Source organism: Alteromonas sp. 4NH20-0056, assembly GCF_057539655.1.
The window spans coordinates 23,672-46,625 of the sequence record NZ_BAAJLS010000001.1; the positions used below are offsets into that span (position 1 = coordinate 23,672).

At 43.8% G+C, this 22,954-nt stretch carries 19 protein-coding genes; 12 read left to right on the top strand and 7 right to left on the bottom strand.

The window, feature by feature from the left end:
* Positions 1 to 36 precede the first annotated feature (36 nt).
* Complete coding sequence (locus tag AC27EZ_RS00125; protein ID WP_487133384.1) at positions 37 to 1,137, bottom strand: hypothetical protein; 1,101 nt, start codon at positions 1,135 to 1,137, stop codon at positions 37 to 39.
* A gap of 222 nt (positions 1,138 to 1,359) precedes the next feature.
* Here AC27EZ_RS00125 and AC27EZ_RS00130 point away from each other — a divergent pair, with 222 nt between their 5' ends.
* From AC27EZ_RS00130 to AC27EZ_RS00160, 7 genes are all read left to right on the top strand, one after another.
* Entirely contained in the window at positions 1,360 to 2,415 is a 1,056-nt protein-coding gene (locus tag AC27EZ_RS00130; RefSeq protein WP_487133385.1) for a paraquat-inducible protein A, read from the top strand.
* On the top strand, positions 2,412 to 4,055 hold the full coding sequence (gene pqiB / locus AC27EZ_RS00135; RefSeq protein WP_487133386.1) for an intermembrane transport protein PqiB: 1,644 nt from the start codon (positions 2,412 to 2,414) through the stop codon (positions 4,053 to 4,055). Before AC27EZ_RS00130 ends, pqiB begins: the two co-directional genes overlap by 4 nt.
* Positions 4,056 to 4,063: 8 nt before the next feature.
* Positions 4,064 to 4,717, top strand: coding sequence for a PqiC family protein (locus AC27EZ_RS00140; protein ID WP_487133387.1), 654 nt, complete (start codon positions 4,064 to 4,066; stop codon positions 4,715 to 4,717).
* A gap of 4 nt (positions 4,718 to 4,721) precedes the next feature.
* Positions 4,722 to 5,816, top strand: a complete 1,095-nt coding sequence (locus tag AC27EZ_RS00145) for a GGDEF domain-containing protein (protein ID WP_487133388.1) — start codon at positions 4,722 to 4,724, stop codon at positions 5,814 to 5,816.
* A 103-nt stretch (positions 5,817 to 5,919) separates the two neighbouring features.
* On the top strand, positions 5,920 to 7,065 hold the full coding sequence (locus AC27EZ_RS00150; protein ID WP_487133389.1) for an efflux RND transporter periplasmic adaptor subunit: 1,146 nt from the start codon (positions 5,920 to 5,922) through the stop codon (positions 7,063 to 7,065).
* 9 nt (positions 7,066 to 7,074) lie between these two features.
* Entirely contained in the window at positions 7,075 to 10,227 is a 3,153-nt protein-coding gene (locus tag AC27EZ_RS00155; protein ID WP_487133390.1) for an efflux RND transporter permease subunit, read from the top strand.
* A gap of 37 nt (positions 10,228 to 10,264) precedes the next feature.
* Positions 10,265 to 10,753 carry a GNAT family N-acetyltransferase gene (locus AC27EZ_RS00160; RefSeq protein ID WP_487133391.1) on the top strand — a complete coding sequence of 163 codons (489 nt, stop codon included), beginning with the start codon at positions 10,265 to 10,267 and terminating at the stop codon, positions 10,751 to 10,753.
* 79 nt (positions 10,754 to 10,832) lie between these two features.
* On the opposite strand, the gene AC27EZ_RS00165 is transcribed toward AC27EZ_RS00160, so the two are convergent.
* Entirely contained in the window at positions 10,833 to 11,453 is a 621-nt protein-coding gene (locus AC27EZ_RS00165) for a TetR/AcrR family transcriptional regulator (RefSeq protein ID WP_487133392.1), read from the bottom strand.
* Between the two features lie 154 nt (positions 11,454 to 11,607).
* Here AC27EZ_RS00165 and AC27EZ_RS00170 point away from each other — a divergent pair, with 154 nt between their 5' ends.
* Together AC27EZ_RS00170 and AC27EZ_RS00175 are read left to right on the top strand one after the other, a co-directional pair.
* On the top strand, positions 11,608 to 12,681 hold the full coding sequence (locus AC27EZ_RS00170; RefSeq protein ID WP_487133393.1) for an efflux RND transporter periplasmic adaptor subunit: 1,074 nt from the start codon (positions 11,608 to 11,610) through the stop codon (positions 12,679 to 12,681).
* A gap of 3 nt (positions 12,682 to 12,684) precedes the next feature.
* A complete protein-coding gene (locus AC27EZ_RS00175; protein WP_487133394.1) occupies positions 12,685 to 15,720 on the top strand; it encodes an efflux RND transporter permease subunit in 3,036 nt (1,011 codons plus the stop codon).
* A gap of 58 nt (positions 15,721 to 15,778) precedes the next feature.
* Here the strand turns inward: AC27EZ_RS00175 and AC27EZ_RS00180 are convergent, their stop codons facing one another.
* On the bottom strand, positions 15,779 to 16,198 hold the full coding sequence (locus tag AC27EZ_RS00180) for a CBS domain-containing protein (RefSeq protein ID WP_487133395.1): 420 nt from the start codon (positions 16,196 to 16,198) through the stop codon (positions 15,779 to 15,781).
* Between the two features lie 265 nt (positions 16,199 to 16,463).
* Between AC27EZ_RS00180 and asd the strand changes: the two genes are divergently transcribed.
* Positions 16,464 to 17,585 carry an aspartate-semialdehyde dehydrogenase gene (gene asd / locus AC27EZ_RS00185; protein ID WP_487133396.1) on the top strand — a complete coding sequence of 374 codons (1,122 nt, stop codon included), beginning with the start codon at positions 16,464 to 16,466 and terminating at the stop codon, positions 17,583 to 17,585.
* 64 nt (positions 17,586 to 17,649) lie between these two features.
* Here the strand turns inward: asd and AC27EZ_RS00190 are convergent, their stop codons facing one another.
* Complete coding sequence (locus tag AC27EZ_RS00190) at positions 17,650 to 18,006, bottom strand: VOC family protein (protein WP_487133397.1); 357 nt, start codon at positions 18,004 to 18,006, stop codon at positions 17,650 to 17,652.
* Positions 18,007 to 18,182: 176 nt separating this feature from the next.
* Here AC27EZ_RS00190 and AC27EZ_RS00195 point away from each other — a divergent pair, with 176 nt between their 5' ends.
* Complete coding sequence (locus AC27EZ_RS00195; RefSeq protein WP_487133398.1) at positions 18,183 to 19,034, top strand: DUF6279 family lipoprotein; 852 nt, start codon at positions 18,183 to 18,185, stop codon at positions 19,032 to 19,034.
* 38 nt (positions 19,035 to 19,072) lie between these two features.
* Here AC27EZ_RS00195 and AC27EZ_RS00200 read toward each other — a convergent pair whose 3' ends face one another.
* Positions 19,073 to 20,260 (bottom strand): alpha/beta hydrolase-fold protein, encoded by a 1,188-nt coding sequence (locus AC27EZ_RS00200; protein ID WP_487133399.1) that lies wholly within the window; start codon positions 20,258 to 20,260, stop codon positions 19,073 to 19,075.
* Positions 20,261 to 20,368: 108 nt separating this feature from the next.
* Entirely contained in the window at positions 20,369 to 20,662 is a 294-nt protein-coding gene (locus AC27EZ_RS00205; protein WP_487133400.1) for a hypothetical protein, read from the bottom strand.
* 212 nt (positions 20,663 to 20,874) lie between these two features.
* Between AC27EZ_RS00205 and AC27EZ_RS00210 the strand changes: the two genes are divergently transcribed.
* The gene (locus tag AC27EZ_RS00210; RefSeq protein ID WP_487133401.1) at positions 20,875 to 21,945 is read left to right on the top strand and encodes a GGDEF domain-containing protein; all 1,071 of its coding nucleotides are present in this window, start codon (positions 20,875 to 20,877) and stop codon (positions 21,943 to 21,945) included.
* On the opposite strand, the gene AC27EZ_RS00215 is transcribed toward AC27EZ_RS00210, so the two are convergent.
* Positions 21,942 to 22,748 carry a PaaX family transcriptional regulator gene (locus tag AC27EZ_RS00215; protein WP_487133402.1) on the bottom strand — a complete coding sequence of 269 codons (807 nt, stop codon included), beginning with the start codon at positions 22,746 to 22,748 and terminating at the stop codon, positions 21,942 to 21,944. The two genes, AC27EZ_RS00210 and AC27EZ_RS00215, sit on opposite strands and share 4 nt — an antisense overlap.
* Between the last annotated feature and the right edge of the window lie 206 nt (positions 22,749 to 22,954).

Sequence of the window (22,954 nt, forward strand, 5' to 3'; positions counted from 1 at the left end):
CTAGCGGGCTTTTTTATATTTTCACTTTTCGCTCTATTATGGCGTAATAGTGTTCCCAATAGCCGCTGATTTACACGCTATGACTTCATAAACATAGCCTAAATCGTTGTCTTCGGTTTTAGCAATGGTTAGTATTTCATAGTCATTTATTTCAACCACACGACTGTTGTCGGGTATGTTGCATCGAGAATAACTGTCTGCTTCATAAATATAGATAAAGTGCGCGAGTAATTTGCGTTGCCTTAGCAGAAATTTTTCGCTGTTCGCGTTGGCTTGTAAAATTGCCTCTCTAATTTCTTGTTCTAATTCATCTTCAACATTTTGAGTATCATTTTTTACCGCATCGACAATGGTACTGTCGGTGGATGAAGACGAAATGACGGGCTCACTTGGTTTACTATCAACATCTACTTCTCCTACAACCTGAACTTTATCCTCATTTTGAACCTCAATGACCGACCCTAACAGCGTGCCTACTTGCGATTCATTGAAAAACTCAATAACACCACTTTGCATCGACAACGAGAGAAGTTTGATGAGCAAAGCGAATGTCCATACATAGCGAAGTAGCGCGGTTGTGAAGACATATTTGTAGTCAGGAGCATGCCATAGACCATGAATCCCAAAAGGCTTTAATAAGACTAACACCAGTAAGTAAAGTGGCATGAGTAGTTGTGAAGACACGAGAATAAAAAGCGTCGTGACAAAAAACCAACTTGGCAGCATAAGAATGATGGCAAAGTTATGACTGTACGGTAAGGTAACCGCTGAAACGCCTGTAACCGTATTTACAAGCCCACTTGCTGAGGCCAGCGCGAAGTTCGCCATCACCGCGTAAGCAAATAAAATCAGCGACCGGCCAATTAAACTGTCCCACGCCAACATGAAACGTGGCCAAAACTCATTTAATAACCCAACAAGAACCATCGAAAACATAACAACTTGAAATAACGCATTCGATGATTCAATGAATAAAACGTCAATCATCAACAGAAAAGTTGCAGAAAAATAACAACGCTGAGCAAAATTTAATGATCGCCAACGGTGTAAATACGAGGGGATTTTTCGCCATATTGCGTGAAGTAACTGTCGCTTCGCGAAAGAAAACCGACGTTGTACGTATTCTAGTTGTTTCATGCTTTTTATCTTATTGTTGTGATCAAGCATTTAGCTGCTTTTCCACTACAATAATATGCGGTATTCTGTTATCAATGCAAATCAACGGCTTACTTGTGTGACTACGCCATCTCAACATGTACTGTTAGTATGCATATGATAGATAATTCAAAAACCACTATCATATGTGAGCAGTGCCACTCGCATGTTTCTCTCCCGGCCTTAAAACATAGGGAAAGAGCAGTGTGTCCGGGGTGCGGTCATACACTTATTACATTTCGTCGTAACGCCAGTGAACGATTACTCGCATTCTCAATAAGCGCATTAATCTTTTTACTACTGTCACTGCCTTTTAATTTTTTAACCTTTAAGGCAAGCGGACAAAAACACAGCATCGATCTGCCACAAGGCTTAACAGTATTAATTGAAAATGACTACCTGTCGCTTGCAATTGTTACTGGCTTAGCCACCCTTCTGCTTCCCGGAATGGTATTGTTAGGGTTTATCGCGCTTGGATTCGCGCGGCTTTTTAATAAAAGGCCTCCGTTTTTGCTGCGTATATATCGAGCAACTAACGTTCTTCTTCCTTGGAGTATGGCAGAGATATTCTTAGTAGGAACGTTAGTCAGCCTGATTAAAATTACCGAGCTTGCCGACGTGGCAATAGGCTTATCGTTTTACGCCTTTATTGGATTTACTGCGTTTATGACATGCGCGTTGATCCAGTATGATAAGACGCAGTTTGCGTTTTGGCTGCACGACATGAAACTTCCCGCACCAAAGAAGCTTGATGAAAAACAAGCCTCGCAAAGCATTCAGCGCACATGGGCACTATTAATTACTGCGACTATTTTATACGTCCCTGCTAATGTGCTCCCCATCATGCACACACAAATGTTTGGTCAGAAAACACCAAACACTATTATCGGCGGAGCATTATCGCTCTGGGAGTCGGGTTCTTACCCCGTTGCCATAATTATATTAGGCGCAAGTGTTGTAGTGCCAGTTGCCAAAATAGTCATCCTGGCTTGGTTAAACTATTCTGTTCAACATCAGAAATCGGGTTCCACACAGATAAGAATACGTTATTATCGACTTACCGAAGCCATCGGAAGATGGTCGATGATAGACGTATTTGTGGTAGCGGTGCTTGTCGCCCTTATTCAAATGGGAAATACCCTATCAATTTATCCCGGGCAAGCAGCGTTAGCGTTTTGTGCGGTTGTTTTCTTTACAATGATCGCCGCAATGACATTTGATTCTCGTTTAATTTGGCAGCAGTGGAAGCATTTACCATGACAACAGAGGCACACGTTAAACCTACTACGACCATGTCACGAATATGGCTTATTCCACTACTCGTTATTATCGTCGGTGGTTGGATGGTTTATTATCAGTGGAAAAATCAGGGGCCGCTTATTACTATTGAATTGCCTTCGGCAACGGGTATTGAAGTTAATAAAACGCCCATTAAGGTAAGAGACTTAGACATTGGTCAGGTAAAAAAAATAACGCTTAAACCAGACTTAGACGGAGTATTGGTTACCGCTAGAATTGATGCTAACGCATCACACCTTCTTACTACCAACACAGAATTGTGGGTAGTGGCACCACGCATAAGTTTTTCTGAAGTATCTGGTTTAAATACATTGCTTTCAGGCAGTTACATTGCGATGTCTGCACATGATGATGGCGCTAGAAAACTTCATTTTGTCGCACTCGAACGCCCTCCTGTCACACCTGCCGGTACGCCAGGCCTTCATGTTACGTTAAAAAGCGATGATGAATTTGCTTACAAACCTGGTGATCCCATAATTTATAAGGGTTTCAAGGTGGGTGAGTTCGAAGATGCGGTGTTCGATATTGAACAGCGTGTAATCTACTACGACGCCTTTATAGAAGCGCCATATCACAAACTGATCACTGAAAATACGCGATTTTGGGATGTCAGTGGCGTTAAATTTGTCCTTGAATCAAGCGGCGTAAAAGTAGAAACCGGTAGCTTAGAAACGTTACTAGCAAATGGCATTACCTTCGGAATACCTGAAGGCGTGGCACCGGGTGAGCAAGTTCTTGAAAATGCGTCGTTCGCCATTTATGAGGATGTCACTACCGCTTCAAATGCGCGATTTAAATTAGCAGCCGAATACCTGCTTATGATAGATGAAAGCGTAAGAGGGTTAACGGTAGGTGCACCCGTTGAATATCGCGGTATCGAAATTGGAAATGTTACCGCTATCAACCCGTTTCCAGCGGTGGAAGGGAGTATCTTAGAACGTGACTACCCCATCCCTGTTCTTATTAAAATTTATCCTGGTAAAACGAAACAGCCAGATACGCAGGAAGGCTTACGCGCGATAAAACAAACCCTTAGAAACTGGCTTGAAAACGATCTTCGCGCCACACTGCGCATGGGAAATGTGTTAACAGGTGGGTTATTTGTCGACCTCCAACATGTTGCAAATCCAGATAGCAAAAATACGCTTACCGTAGTAAACGGCTTTGATGTCATTCCCACTGTGTCTAATGAATTCACGCAAATCACGCAAAAAGCCGACGCTATCTTGGATAAAATTAACAAGCTCCCGCTTAATGATATGGTGTTGGGCGTTCAATCAGCGGTTGAAGATATGAAATTAGCCGCACAATCTGTTGAAACGGCTAGTAGTGATTTTGACGCGCTTATTGCGGATGTAGACGCAGAGCAACTGAACGCCAACCTCAACCAAGTGCTGTTAAGTATGGATAACCTCATAAAGAACTACAGCGAAGGCGGTTTGAGCCAAGCAGAAATTAAAGAAACAATAGATGCGATGCAAGACACAATGAGAAACCTGCAACCGTTATTGCTTAAGCTTAATCAAACGCCAAATAGTTTAATTTTTGGCAGCGGTAACGACAGTGATATGCAACCTAAAGCAAAGCAGCGCAGAGATTAAGGATGACAATGAAACGCAACTATCATACTTTTCATACAGGGTTAGCGCGCCGCGCTGCGTTTTGGTCGCTTATTATTATGAGTACATTGGGTATAAGTGCCTGTACTAGCACAGATAAGTCGCTCAACTTGTATTTATTGCACACTGTCTCCCATGAGCCAGTAATGAGCGCGAATCAAAAACACGCTCAAAATAACGCTATTGCGCAAACCGTTATTGTTCTTAACAACTTGCAACTACCGCACTATTTGAAACAACCTGGGCTGGTTTATCAAACCAGCGACACGGGGATCCACGTGTCAACAGAACATTTTTGGGGTGAGCCTGTAGAAGAAGGGCTAACTAAGTTACTGCGAGATGCATTTAATTCGCAGAATATGCACATGACGTCCCCACCAGTATCAGCGCACAAAAACGATGTACAACTGTCGATTCGCGTTGATGACTTTATTGCAACATGGCAGGGTGACATAGTACTTCGAGGCTCCTATTCGCTGCAACATAGCAATAATCCTAGTGAAGTATCTTCGATTACTGAAAAACGTTTTTACATTAAACAAGCACTTCAAAGCGATGGGTTTGCCGCGAGTGTTGAGAGCATGCGATTAGCCATACAAACACTGGTAACGGATATCTCAAGTAACGTAACAGCTAGTAACTAATTCGATGAATAACATTATAAAAAGCTATATTAATCAAGGAACGAGTACATCACTAGATGCTGAAACGAATAGACGAATCATGGTCGTTAATTTGTTTGCAGCGGTTGGTATGTCACTTACTTTTATTCTTGGTTTAAGAGCGCTTTACGCGCAGGATATGCCGCTTGCAACAACACTTCTCTCCGCTAGCGTTATTTTTGCTCTTTCACAGCGGGTACAAGTACAGTTTGCATCGAAGCGAGCACGGCTTATCTCTATATCGCTTCTCATTAGCTGCTTAATGTTTCTTGTCGCCATTTTAGTTGTTTCTGGGGGTAATGCGTTAACTGGGCCCCTTTGGATGTATCTTGTTCCACCCGTTACCATGTTTTTCGCCGGGTTTGTTTACGGGTTGGTAACATTGGCGGGGTTCACGCTGATTATCGCTTTCTTGCTGTTTTACCCTAACGATGCACTTGTCATGGTTACTTATTCATACGAGTTTAAAACCCGCCTTTTATACTCGTTTCTCACCGTTTCGTTTTTATCCGCCTTTTACGAGTACAGTCGCCATCAAAGCTACGTTACTGCGCTTTATCTTAGCGAGCAATTTGAAAAGCAGGCAAGCCAAGACCCACTGACTCGACTTAAAAACAGACGCGGCATTCAGTCTACTTTAGATAATGAGATAAGCCGTTTACATCGCTCGAAAACCGCGTTCACCATAGCAATAGCTGATATAGATAAATTCAAGACTATTAACGACACGTTTGGTCATGAATTGGGTGATGAAGTGTTAAAACGTGTGGCAAATATATTTGTTGCCCGACTTCGAGGGCACGATGCCGTAGCGCGCTGGGGCGGCGAAGAGTTTCTATTCGTGTTCCCAGAAACAAAAGAAGAAGATGCATTAATAGTGCTTGAATCGCTACGCCAGACGCTAGCGGATAGCCCTATTGTTATCGATGGCGTGCCGCTAAACGTTACCAGTAGTTTCGGTTTTTGCGAAGTTACTGGCGATACCTCTCTATCAAACGCAATCAGCATTGCAGACAAAGCACTTTACTCAGCAAAGCATCAAGGTAGAAACTGCGTTTGCGCGGGAAGCGCTTCAGCGTAAATTTACACTATCTTGACTTACGAATAGTTACAATTGAGCAGCACATCTGCAATAGTTTAGCGCTACAATAAAACCAAGTTTGACTGATAAGAAAGAATTGCACATGAAATGGATGAGAATTGCACTGCCGATAGGTGTCTTAATACTAAGTTATGCCGGGATGAAGGGCATTGAAGCGTCAGCTTCAGACGACGGTATTTCTGAACAAGTTGATACAAGACCTACCGTTACCATTACGCAATTATTGCCTGAAGACATTACTGTCACGCTCTCGTCCTATGGTGAAATTATTCCACTTGAAACAACCAATTTAGCCGCCCAAGTGTCTGGCGAGGTTTCGTCATGGAACCCTAAGTTTGTAAGTGGCGGTTTGGTAAGACGCGGAGAAACCCTGTTTTCAATCGAGCGCGATAGCTATGAGGCAGCACTGCTGATGGCCGAAGCCAATTTATCAAGTGCAAAAGCATCGTTGATTCAAGAAGAGGCACAGGCAGACGTGGCGGCAAGAGAGGCAAAAACAATGCCTAGCGCCCGCGTTAGCGACCTTTATTTAAGAAAGCCTCAAGTTATGAGCGCTAAGGCTGCGGTTAAATCGGCAGAAGCGCAATTGAAAATAGCACGACGAGATTTAGATAATTGCGAAGTCAAAGCGCCCTATGATGCGTTGGTGGTTTCACGCAATATCAGCACCGGCGATTATGTGTTACAAGGCACGGTTGCAGCAGTTATAAACAATATTGAGCAGGCGGAAGTGACATTTCCTATTGCCGGGTTTGACCGCGCATTCATCGGCGACGATATTATTGGCAAAAATGCCACACTAGTTGTAGATGACCGCACTGGCACGCAGATTCAAGCCAATATTCATCGCGACACAGGCATTATCGATAATGCTACTCGAATGACACATCTCGTTGCGCGTATAAGCGACCCTTACGCCCTTAATAGCGACAAAGCCGCAATAAAATTTGGTGCATACGGCACTATTTTATTTAAAGGGAAAACACTACAGGACGTATACCGAATACCACAGGAATTAGTAACCAATAGCATGCTTTGGACACTGGATGAAGACAACAATTTAGTGTCACAGCAAATAAATGTTATCCGTGAAGACGGCAGCGACTTCCTGATCCAAGGTGATTTTAATACTAAAAAAGTCGTGATGTCGCTTCCAGAATATCCTCAAAAAGGGATGGCGGTTAAAGTGATAAAAGGCGATGAAAACGCCGTCACTGCATCGCTGTAAGGGATAAGCATGGATAACATAAACGACACGAAAAGCGGTATTATTGCTTGGTTTGCGCGTAACTCCGTTGCCGCGAATTTACTCATGATTTTCATAATCATTATGGGGGTTGCGAGTTACTTCACTATTCAGCGACAGATGTTCCCCAACATCGAAATTAATTACATCACGATACAGGCGCAATATCCTGGCGCCTCGCCTCAAGAAATAGAAGAAAGCATCTTCATAAAAATTGAAGAAGCGCTAAAAGATGTTACCGAAATTAATCGTGTAGTGTCTCGCGCGTTTCGAGGCAGTGGCGCGGTGACGCTCGAAATAGACAAAGGCGAAGAACTGACCGACGTACTCGACAAAGTAAAACTTCGTGTTGATGGAATAGCAACGTTCCCCGCAGGAATGGAGCCGGTAAATGTTTCTCAAATAGAGTTTCGACAGCAAGTTATCGAAATGCCGCTAGTTGGCGACCTCCCCCTCTCCGACTTAAAACGTCTAGCTAAAGACGTTGAAGATGAATTACTTCAATTAGGCAACGTTTCACTCGTTCAAATGTCAGCGCCTGACGACGAAATTGCCATTGAAATAAAGCCCGATGTACTCCGTAAATACAATTTAACTATTGCAGATGTAAGCAGAGCAATTAGCAATTATTCAGCAAACATTTCTGCCGGACAACTTCGAACTAATGCTGGCATTATCTCTGTTCGTGTCGAAAACCAGTTTTACAATGGTGCCGAGTTTGCGCAGATCCCAGTTAAAATGGGAAATGCAGGCGCTAGAGTCACACTTGGTGATGTTGCCGATATAAAAGATGGCTTTACTGAAGGCGAGCGATACTTCAAATACAACGGCAAAAATGCGATTTGGATGGCGGTTAGCGCCACTAAGACACAAAATACCATACCGGTTGCCGAGTCAGTTAAGGCTTATATTGAGCAGAAAAACAAAAGCTTACCCAACGGTGTAAGCTTAGAAGTATTGGTAGACATGACATACTACCTTAATGCGCGATTGGACATGATGCTATCGAACCTATTCCAAGGCTCAATTTTAGTCGCGCTAATGCTGACATTATTTTTGCGTTTTAGGTTAGCGGTATGGGTAATGATTGGCTTACCAGTATGCTTCTTAGGTGCTGTGATGCTGATGCCATTATTTGGTGTAAGTATTAATATACTTTCACTGTTCGCCTTTATAATGGTGCTGGGCATAGTGGTTGACGATGCTATTGTTATTGGCGAAAGCGCGTACACCGAAATTGAAAGCAAAGGTGGCGGTATCGATAATGTGGTGCGCGGCGCAAAGCGTGTCGCCACTCCCGCGACCTTCGGTGTACTTACCACCATAGCGGTATTTGCTCCATTCACCCTTAGCAGTGGCCCTGAAGGCGCGTTTTTCTATAACATTGCCGTTGTGGTTATCCTCTGCCTGGCATTTAGTCTGGTTGAATCTAAATTAATCTTACCCGCTCATTTAGCACACACACGTTTTAGCCCTGTAAAAGAGAATAGCTGGCGCGCGGGTTTCAACAAACGCTTTTTTGCCTTTGTAAATGGCCCTTATCGCAGAACGGTTGAACGCGCGATTCACTGGCGCTGGCTTGTATTGGTGCTTTTCGTTGGCATGTTAATGCTAAGTTTTGGCCTAATTAACGCCAACTACGTACGCATGGTGCCAAACCCCAAGGTACCCCATGATTTCCCTAGCGTAAAAATAGAAATGAATGAAAATGTGTCTGATGAAACAACAATCACAGCGCTAAAAACTATCGAAAATACGATTTTAGAGGTTGAGAAGTCGATTGTTGATGAATTCGGTACAGGCATGATTAGAGACAGGCTTGCTTTCAATGAAGATCGCACCGAAGGCCGAATATTAACCCCACTTGTTAATGAAGACGAGCGCCCTATCGATACATTCGAACTGGCTAGACGCTGGCGTGCCGCCATTCCTGAAATTCCGGGTGTGAAGTCGTTTACCGTGGTCGATGACGTTAATGGCGACGGTGACGATGGCGAATTTGGATTCTTGTTGTTTGGGCCAGACATAGCTACGTTAAATGCAGCTGGCTTGAAGTTCATTGAAATGCTTCAACAACAAAAAGGTTTATTCGATATAAGCTCTACCATCGACCCTGCCAGTAAAGAAGTGCAAATGACACTACTTCCTGTTGCCTATGACTTAGGCTTAACACTTGCCGATATTGCTTCCCAGGTTGGTGCCGGCTTCTACGGCGGAGAAGCACAGCGAGTTATTCGAAACGGCGAAGAAGTACGTGTAATGGTGCGCTACCCAGAATTAACCCGTGAACGCTTTGCCGCATTAAAATATAGTGTGATAAAAACGCCATCGGGTAACGATGTGCTGCTTGGCGATGTAGTAGCGCTCGATGAAAAACCAGGCATAAGCTACATCCGTCGTGAAGGTGGGTACCGTAGCGTTTATGTGTGGGGAAATATTGATGAAGAAGCAGTTGAGCCCAACACCATCGTTAAAGAGATTGAAGAAAAGCTCCTTGTGCAGCTACAAGAAGAATTCCCATCGGTGATGACCGAGTTAGGTGGTGATATTGAAGAGCAGCTTGCTCAGCAAAACGAACAAATTCTGTTTTTCTTAGCGGCCATGGTAATGGTATATATTTTGTTAGCGGTGCCACTAAAAAGTTATGGTCAGCCGCTCATCATTATGTCGGTCATACCCTTTAGTTTGACAGGTGCCATTTGGGGGCATTTCTTTATGGGCCTGGACTTGTCGATGATGTCTACTTTCGGTTTAATTGCCGCTGCAGGGGTCGTCATAAACGATTCTTTGGTTATGACCGATTTTGTTAATCAACGACGCGCCCAAGGTTACAGTGTTAAAGAGGCGGTTACCGAGGCTGGTAGCGCAAGGTTCAGAGCCATTACGTTGACCTCGATTACCACTTTTGCTGGTGTATTGCCGATAATGTTTGAAACCAGCTTACAAGCTGCGTTTGTAATACCCATGGCAGTTGCTCTTGGCTTTGCTGTACTTTACGCGACCCTCGTGACGCTTATTTTGGTTCCTTGCCTGTATCTTATTTTATTGGATTTAGCCGGCCCATTTGCGTTCATTAAACAAAAGCTAACCCGAACGTCGGCAAAGAAAGAAACCAGCACAGCTTCAGTAACATACGGCAAATAAGGCCGTATGTTACTCCGTTTTTATATAGAGGAATAAAATGTCTAGTTCGCTAACCATTAGAAAGGCACTGCCTGACGATATCACCCAAATTCGCCAATTCGTGTTAGAACTTGCTATATATGAAAAAGCGGAACACGAGGTTGAAGCCACGGAAAGCGACTTGCACAAGACGTTATTTGGCGAGGGAGCCACTGCCCATTGCGTAATATGCGAAGACAACGGAAAGCCCATCGGGTTTGCCGTCTATTTCTTCAACTATTCAACGTGGCAAGGGCGAAACGGTCTTTATTTGGAAGATTTATATGTATCTCCAGCGTCGCGAGGTAACGGCGCTGGTAAAATGCTGCTTAAGCACCTTGCTCAAATTGCGGTTGAGAACGACTGCGGGCGCTTTGAATGGAGCGTACTGGATTGGAATAAACCAGCTATCGATTTTTATGAATCGCTGGGCGCGAAACCTAAAAGTGAATGGCTTGGCTATAGGATGGATGGTGACGTGCTCGTTAACTTCGCCAAAAACGGCTAATACTGCATCTATGCGTTGAGCTTAACGCAGCACTACGGGTGAACGCTATCTACAGTGCTGCTTATTACCGCCTACACCGTTATAGGATGTCAGACTCGTAGCGGCACAATATTAAACGGGCAATACCACCTGCTATACGTTTTTTTTCTGCTCGACTTAAGGGTGACTCAATTTTGAACAATTGGGGCCAAAAACACTGCCCTTTTACCAAGCTATCAATTTCATCAACGACATGTTGTACATTTTCAAAGTCGACTCTTGCGCTCTTCTTCGCGCTATTTAACCATTTATGCAGTGATGATTCTTGGGCTTTCAATTGCTGCACTTCGTCCTTCAATTTTTCTGGCTCATAAAAGAAATGACCTATTGCTACCCGCGCTAACTCTAAATGAGACTCTCCGCTCATAAACTCGATGTCGGCAAGCAGTAATGCTTCTAGCTGCTCAAATAATGGACTATGCTCATCAAAGACAACATTTACATTTAGCAATGCGTTTTGCCACTGCGCTTTAATAAGGAACATAACCAAATCTTCTTTGGTCGAAAAATGGTTGTAAACCGTACGTTTAGATACGTTAGCAAGTTCAGCAAGCTTATCCATGGTGGTACCGTTCACACCAAATTCTTGGAATGCTTGCGTTGCAGCGTTAATTATTGCTTCGCGTTTTATGTCACTTCTAGAGCGTGTTGCAGATGGCATAAGAATACACATTCATGTTCAATTGCTTTCATTTTACACTGAACAGTTTACTTTTCAACGCAACGCCACTAAAATACACTGAAGAGTTTACTTTTATATCACGTAATGCTGTGTCGCTCACGTAGCGTTGCCTATTAAACGGAACAAGATCACCATGCCCTTTTCACGTGTTCGTAATATTATTGTATTGTTTTCATTAGCGATTGTCGGGTTATCTGGCTGCACCACAGAACAGCAGGCAGAAGAGAAAGAACTCGCACCACGGTATGTCAAACTGGCAACGGTTACCGACGTACCTAACCTTGATGAATTTTCTTTTCCAGCCGTGGTCTCTGCGGTAAAAACGGTAAATTTGAGTTTTGAAGTATCGGGGCGTTTGGTGCAAATGGATTTGGTCACTGGCAGCGATATTCAAGAAGACAAATTGCTGGCGACGATTGATAGAAAGCCTTTTCAGCGCCGTGTTGACGAATCAAAAACGCGCTTAGAGCAAGCGCAGCGTGAGTTGTCGCGCATCGAAAAAATGTTTGCGCAAAATTTGGTTGCACAAAGCAACTTTGACAGCGCAAAAACCTCTTACGAACTTGCTGTTATCGACCTGAAAAAAGCGGAACAAGACTTAAGCTATACAGAGCTTTACGCGCCTTTTGACGCCAAAGTATCTCAGCGCTTAGTCGAAAATAATAGTTTTGTATCGGCAGGAACCCCTATTGCACGACTGCAAGACGTATCTAAAATTTACTTCAATATTAACGTGCCCGAGCGACTTCTAACTGCAAATATTGGCAGAGGTATCAAACAAGCAAGTGCATCGCTCGCCACCGACCAAAGTCAGTGGTTTCCGGTACAGTATGTAGAGCATTCGACACAACCAGACCCAGTATCTCAAACTTATGAAGTGGTGTTTGCAATGGAACCTCGAGAAGCATTGCCGCTTACGCCAGGAGCACGCGCAGTAGTAAAGGTAGCGCTGCAAGGTTCGACGTTTCCAGAAGGGCTAATTGTGCCGGTTAGGTCGTTAGTAGGTAAAGAGGATACGGGCTTCTCTGTTTGGGTTTATGATGAAAACAATCAAACCGTAGCATTGCAGTCGGTTACCGTAAACCATATTCAAGACGACTTCGCAGTTGTTGATAATTCACTTGAGGTAGGCCAAAAAGTGGTCGCGGCGGGTGCAACTAAAATGCGAGCTAATATGAAGGTACTTCCTTACAAAGGAGAGATGTAAGTTATGGATATTGCTCGCTTCTCAATTGATAAGCCGGTCAATGTGTGGCTTATGGTGGTTATCTTACTTCTTGGCGGTATCATCGCTATGGCCGAAATTGGCCGCCTTGAAGATCCCGCTTTTACCATCAAGCAGGTAAAAGTATTTACTGCGTATCCCGGTGCGGGAGCACAAAAAGTTGAACGAGAGATAACAGAACCGTTAGAAATTGCTATTCAGCAAATGTCGCAGTTAAAGAAACTGAAATCGACCTCCTCTCCTGGTAAATCAGAAATTACCGTTGAAGTTAAAAGTAACTTTGACAGCAACGAACTTCCCCAAATATGGGACGAACTTAGAAAACGGCTAAGAGACGCCGCAACGAGCCTACCAATAGGCTCAGGCGACCCTGTGGTGTTTGATGATTTCGGTGACGTTTATGGCCTTTACTATGCGCTAAGTGCGCCTGACTTCGATACGCGAGAATTAAGAGAGTTTGCTCGCGTTATCCGTCGCGAGTTGCTCACTACACAAGGTGTGGCGAAAGTCACCGTTACAGGGGTTCAAAAAGAGCGTATTGTTGCCTACATCAATCCCTACCAATTAGCAGGTCTTGGAATCTCATTTCCTGATTTAGCGCAGCTATTTCAAGACAATCTACGTCCATTTAACGGTGGGCGCGTGAAAATAGACGAAAAGAACGTGCGACTTATTGTTGAACGTGCGCCCGATAGGTTAGAAGAAATATCAAACCTTTCCCTTGTAATACCCGGAACCAATCGTTCGCTGCGCGTTGCAGATGTTGCTACTTTAAAGCTTGAACCTGCCGATATTCAGCCTGTATTAATTCGTTACAATGGCTCTGAAGCGTTGACGTTGGCCGTATCGGCGTTGGCTGATGTGAACATTGTTGATGTGGGCAATCAAGTAAATGCAAAAGTTGATGCACTACTTAAAACGCTCCCCGTTGGTATCACACTTACCCCTATTTACGACCAAGCGTCGGTAGTCGACGAATCGGTAGATGGTTTTATCGCTAACCTTGTAATGTCAGTGGCGGTAGTCACGTTGACGCTTTGTCTTTTCATGGGGTGGCGCTCTGGCGTCGTTGTCGGCATGGTTTTATTGGTGACGGTTATGGGCACCATTTTGATCATGTGGTTAATGAACATTCAACTTCAGCGTATATCGCTTGGCGCAATGGTAATTGCTATGGGTATGCTGGTCGATAATGCCATTGTAGTTGCCGAGGGCATGATGCTTCGTATGGCCACCGGTAATTCAGCAAAAGATTCTGCAAGCTTTATTGTGAAACGCACGCAGTGGCCATTGTTAGGGGCAACTGTTATCGGTATTGCTGCCTTTTCTGGCATTGGCTTATCTGACGATGCGACAGGCGAATTTCTTTATTCCTTATTCGCGGTAGTGCTGGTGTCACTGATCATGAGCTGGGTACTCGCGGTAACACTGGTGCCTGTGCTGGGTAATTATTTCTATAAGAAGGGCGTAAAACAAAGCGACGATGACAAACCATCGACTATGCAACGCTGGTTTACTTCTGTTCTTGTTGGCGCGCTCAAGTTACGTTGGGTGACTATCGCCGGATTACTTATCATTACAGTCGTCGCTTACGGTAGCTTCGGTTTAGTAAAACAAGGCTTCTTTCCGCCCTCAAATGCACCGCTATTTTTTGTGCATTATTGGGGCCCGCAAGATAGAGATATTCGCGCTACTGAGGAAAAAGCCAAAGAGACAGAACAGCGCTTACTGGCGTTAGACAATGTCACCGCCGTATCAACCTTTATCGGGCAAGGCGCAGACAGATTCACTCTGACTTACGCACCGAAAAGTGCAAATGAAAACTACGCGTTTTTCATGGTAAGAGTAAACACACTAGATAATGTTTCAGCAGTTCAAGAACAGCTTTCAAATAGGCTGGAAGATATTGATTTAGATGCAAACTTTTACATGGAACGTATGCAGTTTGGGCCAGGTTCAGGGGCAAAATTGGAAGCAAGATTTGCAGGGCCTGATACAGATGTATTACGCCATTTAGCCGACCAAGCAAAACAAATTTTGTTTGATGATGGCAACATTAAAGATATCAGGCACAACTGGCGCGAGAAAGGGTTTGCCATTAATACCCTTTACGATAACTACAACGCCGGCATCGCGGGCGTGTCGCATTCAGATTTTAGTCAAACCGTTCAGTATGCTAGCAGCGGGCTGAAATTGGGCACAGTACAAGACGGCGACTATGCTTATGACATTGTTGCTAAAATGGGAAATAGCACGGACGGTGAACTACAGGCATTGAGAGATGCTCAAGTATGGTCGTCGCAGCAACGTCAATACGTCCCGTTTGCGCAAGTATCAAAGGGCCTAGAGTCGTTACCCGAAGAGTTACGCATCCAACGAAAAGACAGGCTGAGAACCATTACGGTTGAAGCAGAGCCAGGAGATAATGAAACGGCGGCAAAAGCGCTAGCGCGTATCAGACCTCTGATTGAAGATATGCCACTACCGCCGGGTTATAGCCTTGAATGGGGCGGTGAGTTTGAAAGCTCATCCGATGCTCAAAAAGCACTTGGAAAAGGATTACCCGCCGGTTTCCTAGTGATGTTTATTATTTCAGTTCTTTTGTTTGGGCACGCTCGGCAGCCACTTATTATTTGGCTAGTGGTCCCCATGGCTATAGTGGGCGTGGTTAGCGGCCTACTGCTAACTGATATGCCTTTCGGTTTTATGTCGTTACTTGGCTTTCTCAGCTTGTTTGGCATGTTAATCAAAAATGCCATTGTATTGATTGAAGAAATCGACTTACAGATTGAAGAAGGTATTGAAATAAGCAAAGCCATCGTGGAAGCGACACTCAGCCGCCTGCGGCCTGTTGCCCTTGCCGCCATCACCACTATATTAGGTATGGCACCATTATTATTTGACGCATTCTTTGCTGACATGGCGGTAACCATCATGGGCGGGCTAACATTTGCCACCATTTTAACGCTCATTGCGGTTCCAGTGCTTTACAGTATTTTGTTTCGAGTCAGCTACCGCTAATAGAAAATGAGGTGCCTAATGGCACCTCTTTTTTTTTGAACTGCGTTACATCGCCAAACTATTTTTTAGATAAAACTCGCGCTTGCATATACGCCATAACATCTCGCCATGACACCATCCCCACAGGATGCTGATTAGCATCGACAACAGGCAAACACGATATTTTGTTGTCGTTGAACAATTCAATAGCACGATAAATCGTGTCCGTAGGAGACAGAGTGATAACGTCTCTGGTCATGATTTGATGCGCTTTTCTCTCTAGTAGAGCACGATCTCTTGCCCTTTCGCTTATCGTATCGATAAATGGACTCGACGCTTTGAGTAAATCTCTATCAGAGATTATACCTTGCAATGTATTATCATGAACCACCACCAAATGATGGAAGCCAGTTGCAGAAAAAAGTTCTCTAAGTGACTGTAAACTGTCGTCCATATGTACGCTAACAACGCGCGTTGACATAATACTGGTTATTGCCATATCGCTCCCCTTTTCACTTATTCAGAATAGAAAGTGACGTGTTAAATGGCAAGTGTTCAATGTCAATATATCGCACAGGGTACGCCTCACTCCCTTGAAGCGCTCAAACTTATATACCCAACAAATTATTTATAAAAACGTTATAGCCAGGCTTTCAAATTATTTATAGACTGCTTGCATAACAATGAAAGCGACAGAGTTAGGGTTGGTAACCGTAATTATCAACGTTCTGCTCATATAAAGAAATAAAAGGGTTCAAAATTCAATGTCTGAACAAAAAGTTGGGTTAGTAGGATGGCGAGGCATGGTTGGCTCGGTTCTTATGCAACGTATGCAAGAGGAACAAGACTTTTCTCATATCGCCCCCACGTTTTTCACCACATCCCAAAAAGGCTTGCCGGCCCTAGATTTTGCAGGTGAAAATGCAGGTATATTAGAAGATGCTTTCGATATTGATACTTTAGCAAAACAAGACATTATCATTACCTGCCAAGGCGGCGATTACACCAAAAGCGTTTACCCCAAGTTGCGCCAAGCAGGCTGGAACGGCTATTGGATCGACGCAGCATCAGCACTTCGCATGGAAGACGATGCCGTGATTATTCTAGACCCCGTTAACCGCAAAGAGATAGATAGCGGTATTGCCCGCGGTGTTCGAACATTCGTAGGCGGCAACTGTACAGTATCACTTATGCTGCTTGCATTAGGCGGTCTGTTTGAAAATGACCTTGTTGAATGGGCATCACCAATGACCTATCAGGCAGCATCGGGCTCTGGTGCTAAGCACATGCGCGAGCTTATCAGCCAAATGGGCGCTATTCATGCCAATGTAAAAGAGAAAGTCGATAACCCTGCTACTGCGATTTTAGAAATAGACCAACAAGTTTCTGAATTTATTCGAAGCAACGATTACCCCAGTGAACAGTTCGGTGTACCGCTTGCTGGCAGCTTAATTCCCTATATCGATTCACAACTCCCTTCGGGTCAAAGTCGTGAAGAGTGGAAAGCACAAGCTGAAGCGAATAAGATCCTCGGCATCAAAGAGAAAGCAGTTCCAATCGATGGCATCTGTGTACGCGTTGGTGCTATGCGCTGCCACAGCCAAGCGATAACGCTAAAACTCAAAAAAGACTTACCTGTAGATGAAATAGAGCGCATGCTTGCAGAGCACAACGAATGGGTAAAAGTAATACCAAACGACCGTGATATAACGATGCAGGAGCTTACTCCGGCGAAAGTAACCGGTACATTGTCTATTCCGGTTGGCCGTATTCGCAAACTTTCAATGGGTCCAGAGTATATCTCGGCCTTCACGGTGGGCGACCAACTTCTGTGGGGCGCGGCAGAACCACTTCGTAGAATGCTACGTATCGTGCTGGGGAAATAACCCCTGACGTAATTAAGAGAGCCCGTTATAAGACGGGCTTTTTTGTAAGTATATAATTAGTACACTACTGATGCTCTGACCATACAGCAAATTCATTTCCGCCAGGCTCTTTGAAATGAAAACGACACCCGCCAGGAAAAGCGAAAATAGAACGTGTTACTTCCCCACCCGCCTGTTCAATTTTTGCTTGGGTAGCATGAATATCGTTACTGTAAAATACCAGTAACGCGCCATTCTCAGCGCCTGATATGGGGTTAGGTGAATCATACATCCCACCATCTATACCGGCTCCACTAAAGGCACTGTATTGGGGGCCATAATCAGTAAATGACCAGGCAAATACATGTTCAAAGAAGAGTTTACTTTTGTTGAGGTCATTTGAAGGAAACTCGACATAATTCAGCATTTCATGATTAGACATGCGCACTCCATAGCGGCTTCGGCAGGTAAGTATAATTTAACGCAGCAATGAACTTATAATGTGCAGTTAGCTCAAAACCTTACGCGTAATTAAGCCATAATGGCAAAACCAAAGTATCAACACAATAACATGTTCATTCTTCTTTTAATTCACACTACGCTGGAACCACGTTTCACATGAAAAAGTTCATTGCATTTATAGGTGTTTTTTTGCTTGCGGGCTGTTCATCAAAGCTAGCCTATAACAATTTAGATTGGTTAATTTATTGGTACATGGACGACTACGTCGAACTTACCGGCCCACAAGAGAAAGTATTTGATACTACGTTAACGGGTTGGATTGATTGGCATAGAAGTGAGCAACTCGCTCTTTATTTGCGCCAATTAAACGAATTAAAACGTGATATTGAAACCGACAACCTAAACAAAGATACGATTGCGAAACACTTAAATCAAGCGAACGAGCACATTATTACGCTGCGGCAAAAAGTGGCGCCTGAATTAGCAGAACTCGCCACGCGTCTAAACGACGACCAGGTTATTTATCTATTTGCAGCCATACGAAAACAAAACGAAGAAAAGAGTGAAGACCTTATAGAGTACAACTCCCTTAGCGCTGAAGAGAAAAGAGAAAAGCTAATAACCCAATTTTCTGAACAGGTAGAGGATCGCTTAGGTGATCTTACAGACCAGCAAGAAGCATTAATAAAGGAAAACGTGAGTTATTTTACTAATACTCGCACAAACTGGCTTGCCTACCGAATTACTATGCAAAATGAAGCGCGAAAATTATTTGCAAGGAAAACCGATAACGTTACTTTTGTCCACGCGTTAACTGACTTATTGCAACACCCTGATAATTATAGATCGTCAGAGTATTTAGCGAAGCGGGAAGAAAATAGGGTAGCGTATTTGCAGCTTGCTACTGAACTGGCTAAAACCATGACGCCAAAACAAAAAGCGCACCTATTAGAAAGCGTTAACGACCTCATTGAAGACGTTGAAGGCTTAATTAGCAGTGCACCTTAATTGTTGAATACGTAGTATAACCACATAGGTAGAATTGCTTAGCTTTTCTTGCTCAATTGCGTTAGTAAGCGCTCGCGTCTATCTAGGTAAACCTGATATCCCTGATATTCCTCATTAGCAAGTGCTATGGCCTTGTTCACTTCGATGAGTGCATCTTCTAGCTGCCCTGCCTGTTCGTATCCATAAGCTAGACCGTTGTACGCATCTGGAACATCCGGATAACGCTTAACGCCATATTTAAACAACGTTATCGCACGTGCTAATTCACGTTGATTTACAAAATGATAGCCAAGGTTTCGTATTACCCACTCTTGTGCCTCCATACTCTGACCGCGCTGAGCAGACACCTCTTGGTAATATGCCTCAATTGATTCTACAGTGCCGTCAAAATGCTGCACTGGCATCACCTCTGAATAAAACAAATTATGATAAGCCCTGAACCTTGCGGCAGTGCTCACCAAGTTGTGGGGTACATTGCTAAACGAGTCGTTTACCCAACGCAGACCTTCCGGCTGATGGGTTTTAATGCCGTCAATCATCTCATCGTAGAAAGCTCGCATTGGCGCGCCTTCATTACCGATAGCGGTATAAATATAGTGATGTAACTTAGGCGTATTTTTTAAAAATTCAACGGTGGACTTTCCTGTCGCGCCATAGGCCCACCACACCGCGGCACTGTACGAAAGTGCCGCATCAAACAACTCAGGCTGTTTCTGTAAGGCGTAAAGTGAAAAAACGCCCGCAGCCGATGCACCTGCAATTATCCGAAAATCATGTACACGATATTTCCCCTCGACCATGGGCATCAGTTCGTTGGTGATAAAGCTAAGAAATTTTTCGCCACCACCACCATAGCCTACTGGTCCATTGGGGTCGTTATTTACAGTAGGATATAAATCCCGCAAGCGTTCGGTGTTTTCTATTGCCACAATAATGACTTCTGGTGCGGCGCCCTGCGACTGTAAGCTTTCTAGCACCGCATTCATCATTACTAGGTTACCCGCCCCATCGAGCCGGTAGATAATAGGGAATTTTTTGCTGGGATTAGCGGCATAACTTTTAGGTAATTGCACAACAACATTGCGCGATTCAGACAACACGTCTGATATTACTGTTTCTTTGATGACCGTGTAATTGCCAGCGCTCTCATTATCTTGTGCGTGGCTAACAAAAGTTGTCGATGAGGCAAACAAACATGAAAAGAAAACGCGGAAAAATAATTTCACAGTTAGTCCATTAAATAAGCGAAGTAATGACTACTACTTTACACGCTTGTTCAATGACAAAAAAGCCATTCTGCACTTAAGGCTTTAATAAACATGGAAAAACTACTATTAGCGTTCATCCATTAAATCTTCTAGTTCACTCTTTAATACATCGTTTCGTAGATGAATGGGCAGCATTTGCTGAGAAATTTCACTATGCGGCTGAATATTATCAAAGGCCAACGGCGTATTTTCACAGTTTACCTTTTTTGTTAACACCGCTACACAGGGTTGCTGCGTTGTGTTTGTCTGCGTTACATGGTCGTAACTAATAGTGCAACCAGAAAGCGCAACCAAGCAAAGTGCACTGAATAAAAACCTGATTGACTGACCTAAGCGGCAATAATGTAGTGATGGCATCATTTGGCCTCGTTACTAACCGATAGTATTGTAAAAGTACAACACGACTATTACGCTGCGTTACGTTACGTTATCTTTCGATTGAGAGATAGTCTTTATTGTATCGATTGGTAGATGAAAAACGCTATACAACGCAAGAGCCACATAATTCTTTTTGCCGATGAGATAACGGGGCTATAATGGGTGTGCGGAATTACTTTCTTTTTGGAGAATACATGGAAAGGCTGGGCGAACAAAAAGAAGTGTTGAGAATACGATTGGCCCTTATCATTGGCGCACTATTAATTACGCTTTTTGTTATCACCGATTTAGATCTTCTTTCTGCGTCACAACATAGCGCTTATTTACAAAACCGTTTCTTGATTCAAATTCCCCTCATTCTTGTTGTTTTCGCTTTTTCATTTACTCCCTACTTTTTAAAAATAAAGCACGTGGTTTTTGCCTCGATAATGGTGGCACTCACCTTCGCAAATTATCACGTCATTTACTTAAACTGGCATATTTACGGCTTTGCATTTCCTTATGAAGGAACCATTCTTTACGCTTTCTACTGTGTGTTTGCACTAGGGCTAGCGTATCAGTTAGCCTTAGTAGCCTCGGTATTGTGCATTAGTGGTTTCATCGTTCTGATGATTGAGGCTCCTGCCTATGGCGACAGGGTTATGATATCGATAGCGTTTGTCGCCGCTTCATTGTTTATATGTGCCTATGCAAAATATCGATTAGACAAAATGGTCTTACAACTTACCTTAACCAATAAAAAGCTGAACACGCTGAGCCGAGAAGATGCACTAACCGGCCTACTAAACCGGCGAGCGCTGATGAAGGAAAGCGAACGAATGGCGGCGCTGTGTGAACGCCAACATATCTCTTTCTCCCTCTTTATGATGGATTTGGACCATTTCAAATATTTTAATGATGCCTTTGGCCATCAGAAAGGCGACGAAGCCATCGTGACGCACGCCAATATTATGCGAGCGGTATTTCAGCGAAAGGCTGATATTTTAGGTCGATATGGCGGGGAAGAATTCATGGTTGTCGTTAGCGGACAGTCTAAAGAGGACGTTGAACAATGCTGCCAACAGGCACTCACTAAATGGAAAGAGGCGGCATTACACCAAGCTGAAGAGGCCCCCTCTCAGTTTGTATCTTGTTCAATTGGCGCGGTTTTTGTCAGTAATATGCGCGGTCACTCTCTTGATACGTTAATTAAGCATGCCGATGAAGCGTTATATAAAGCAAAGCATGCGGGAAGAAATACCTACGTGGTATCGACGTTACCTTAACCGTCAAGCGCCAGAAATTGTTGCCAAATGGCGGCACCTGCTTGGTCGTACTCGTGGACCTTAGCGCGATACAACTTTCGTAATGATACATCAACAAGCGGTGCGGGCAATAACGGGTCAAATACCAGCTGCTGCAGCGCGTTATCCCCAACAAGATAAGATTCCTTGGCTGCCTCTTCCAACGGCAAACTGTTAAGGCGCACAAGTGACTGCTGTATTGCTTGCAACCCTTTTTGGTATCCTTCTTCTAAGGCTTCACTTTGCCATTGGCGTCGGTTTAGTTCCTCTTGTGGCGTTGAAAACTGTGAGGTATTAAAGACCATCGCGCGTTTATCTAGTCCGAGGCTAAACAATCGTTTTCGCAATTCATTAACACCCCCTATAACGTTATTAGGTCTGATATAAAAGTCGTTTGAGACTTCTTGCATGCCAGTTAACTTAAATGCCCGTTCTCTCGCTCGCTTGGCTTTACGATCACTTTTTTCTAGGGTATTGGTAAGCACCGCAATCCAATCTTCACGCCAAGAACAAAGCGTTGCTTCAACCGTTGGCCAAGCATTAATTTCGTTTGCGAGTAGTTTCCCCTCTGCCCCAAGTTCATAAAACCCGCGCTCAACAAGCTGCAATAGGTTTGCAGACTGCAACCGCGTTAAGGTAACTCTCATGTTATTCTCAGAAATGCCAAAGAGCGCACCAACGCGAACCGCACTGCTTGCGTTCATTTGCACGCCATTACGCGAGCTAAATAACTTAAGCAATAAACGGCGCGGCGTAGGCTTCTCTGTATTTTCCATCGCCAGCATATATCAGTGCAACTCCTAAAAACGTTTACAAAAACTCGTCTTTGGGAATGTACCGAATTCTTAAACAGCTCGCAAACCAAATGCCCATAAGAGTTAACTACCTTCACGAAGCGAAACGTACTTTTTAACGACCAGCGCCATATCTCAAAGCAAACATTACACATATTGACGAATATAAATCAATGTCGTAATGTTTATTGATATAG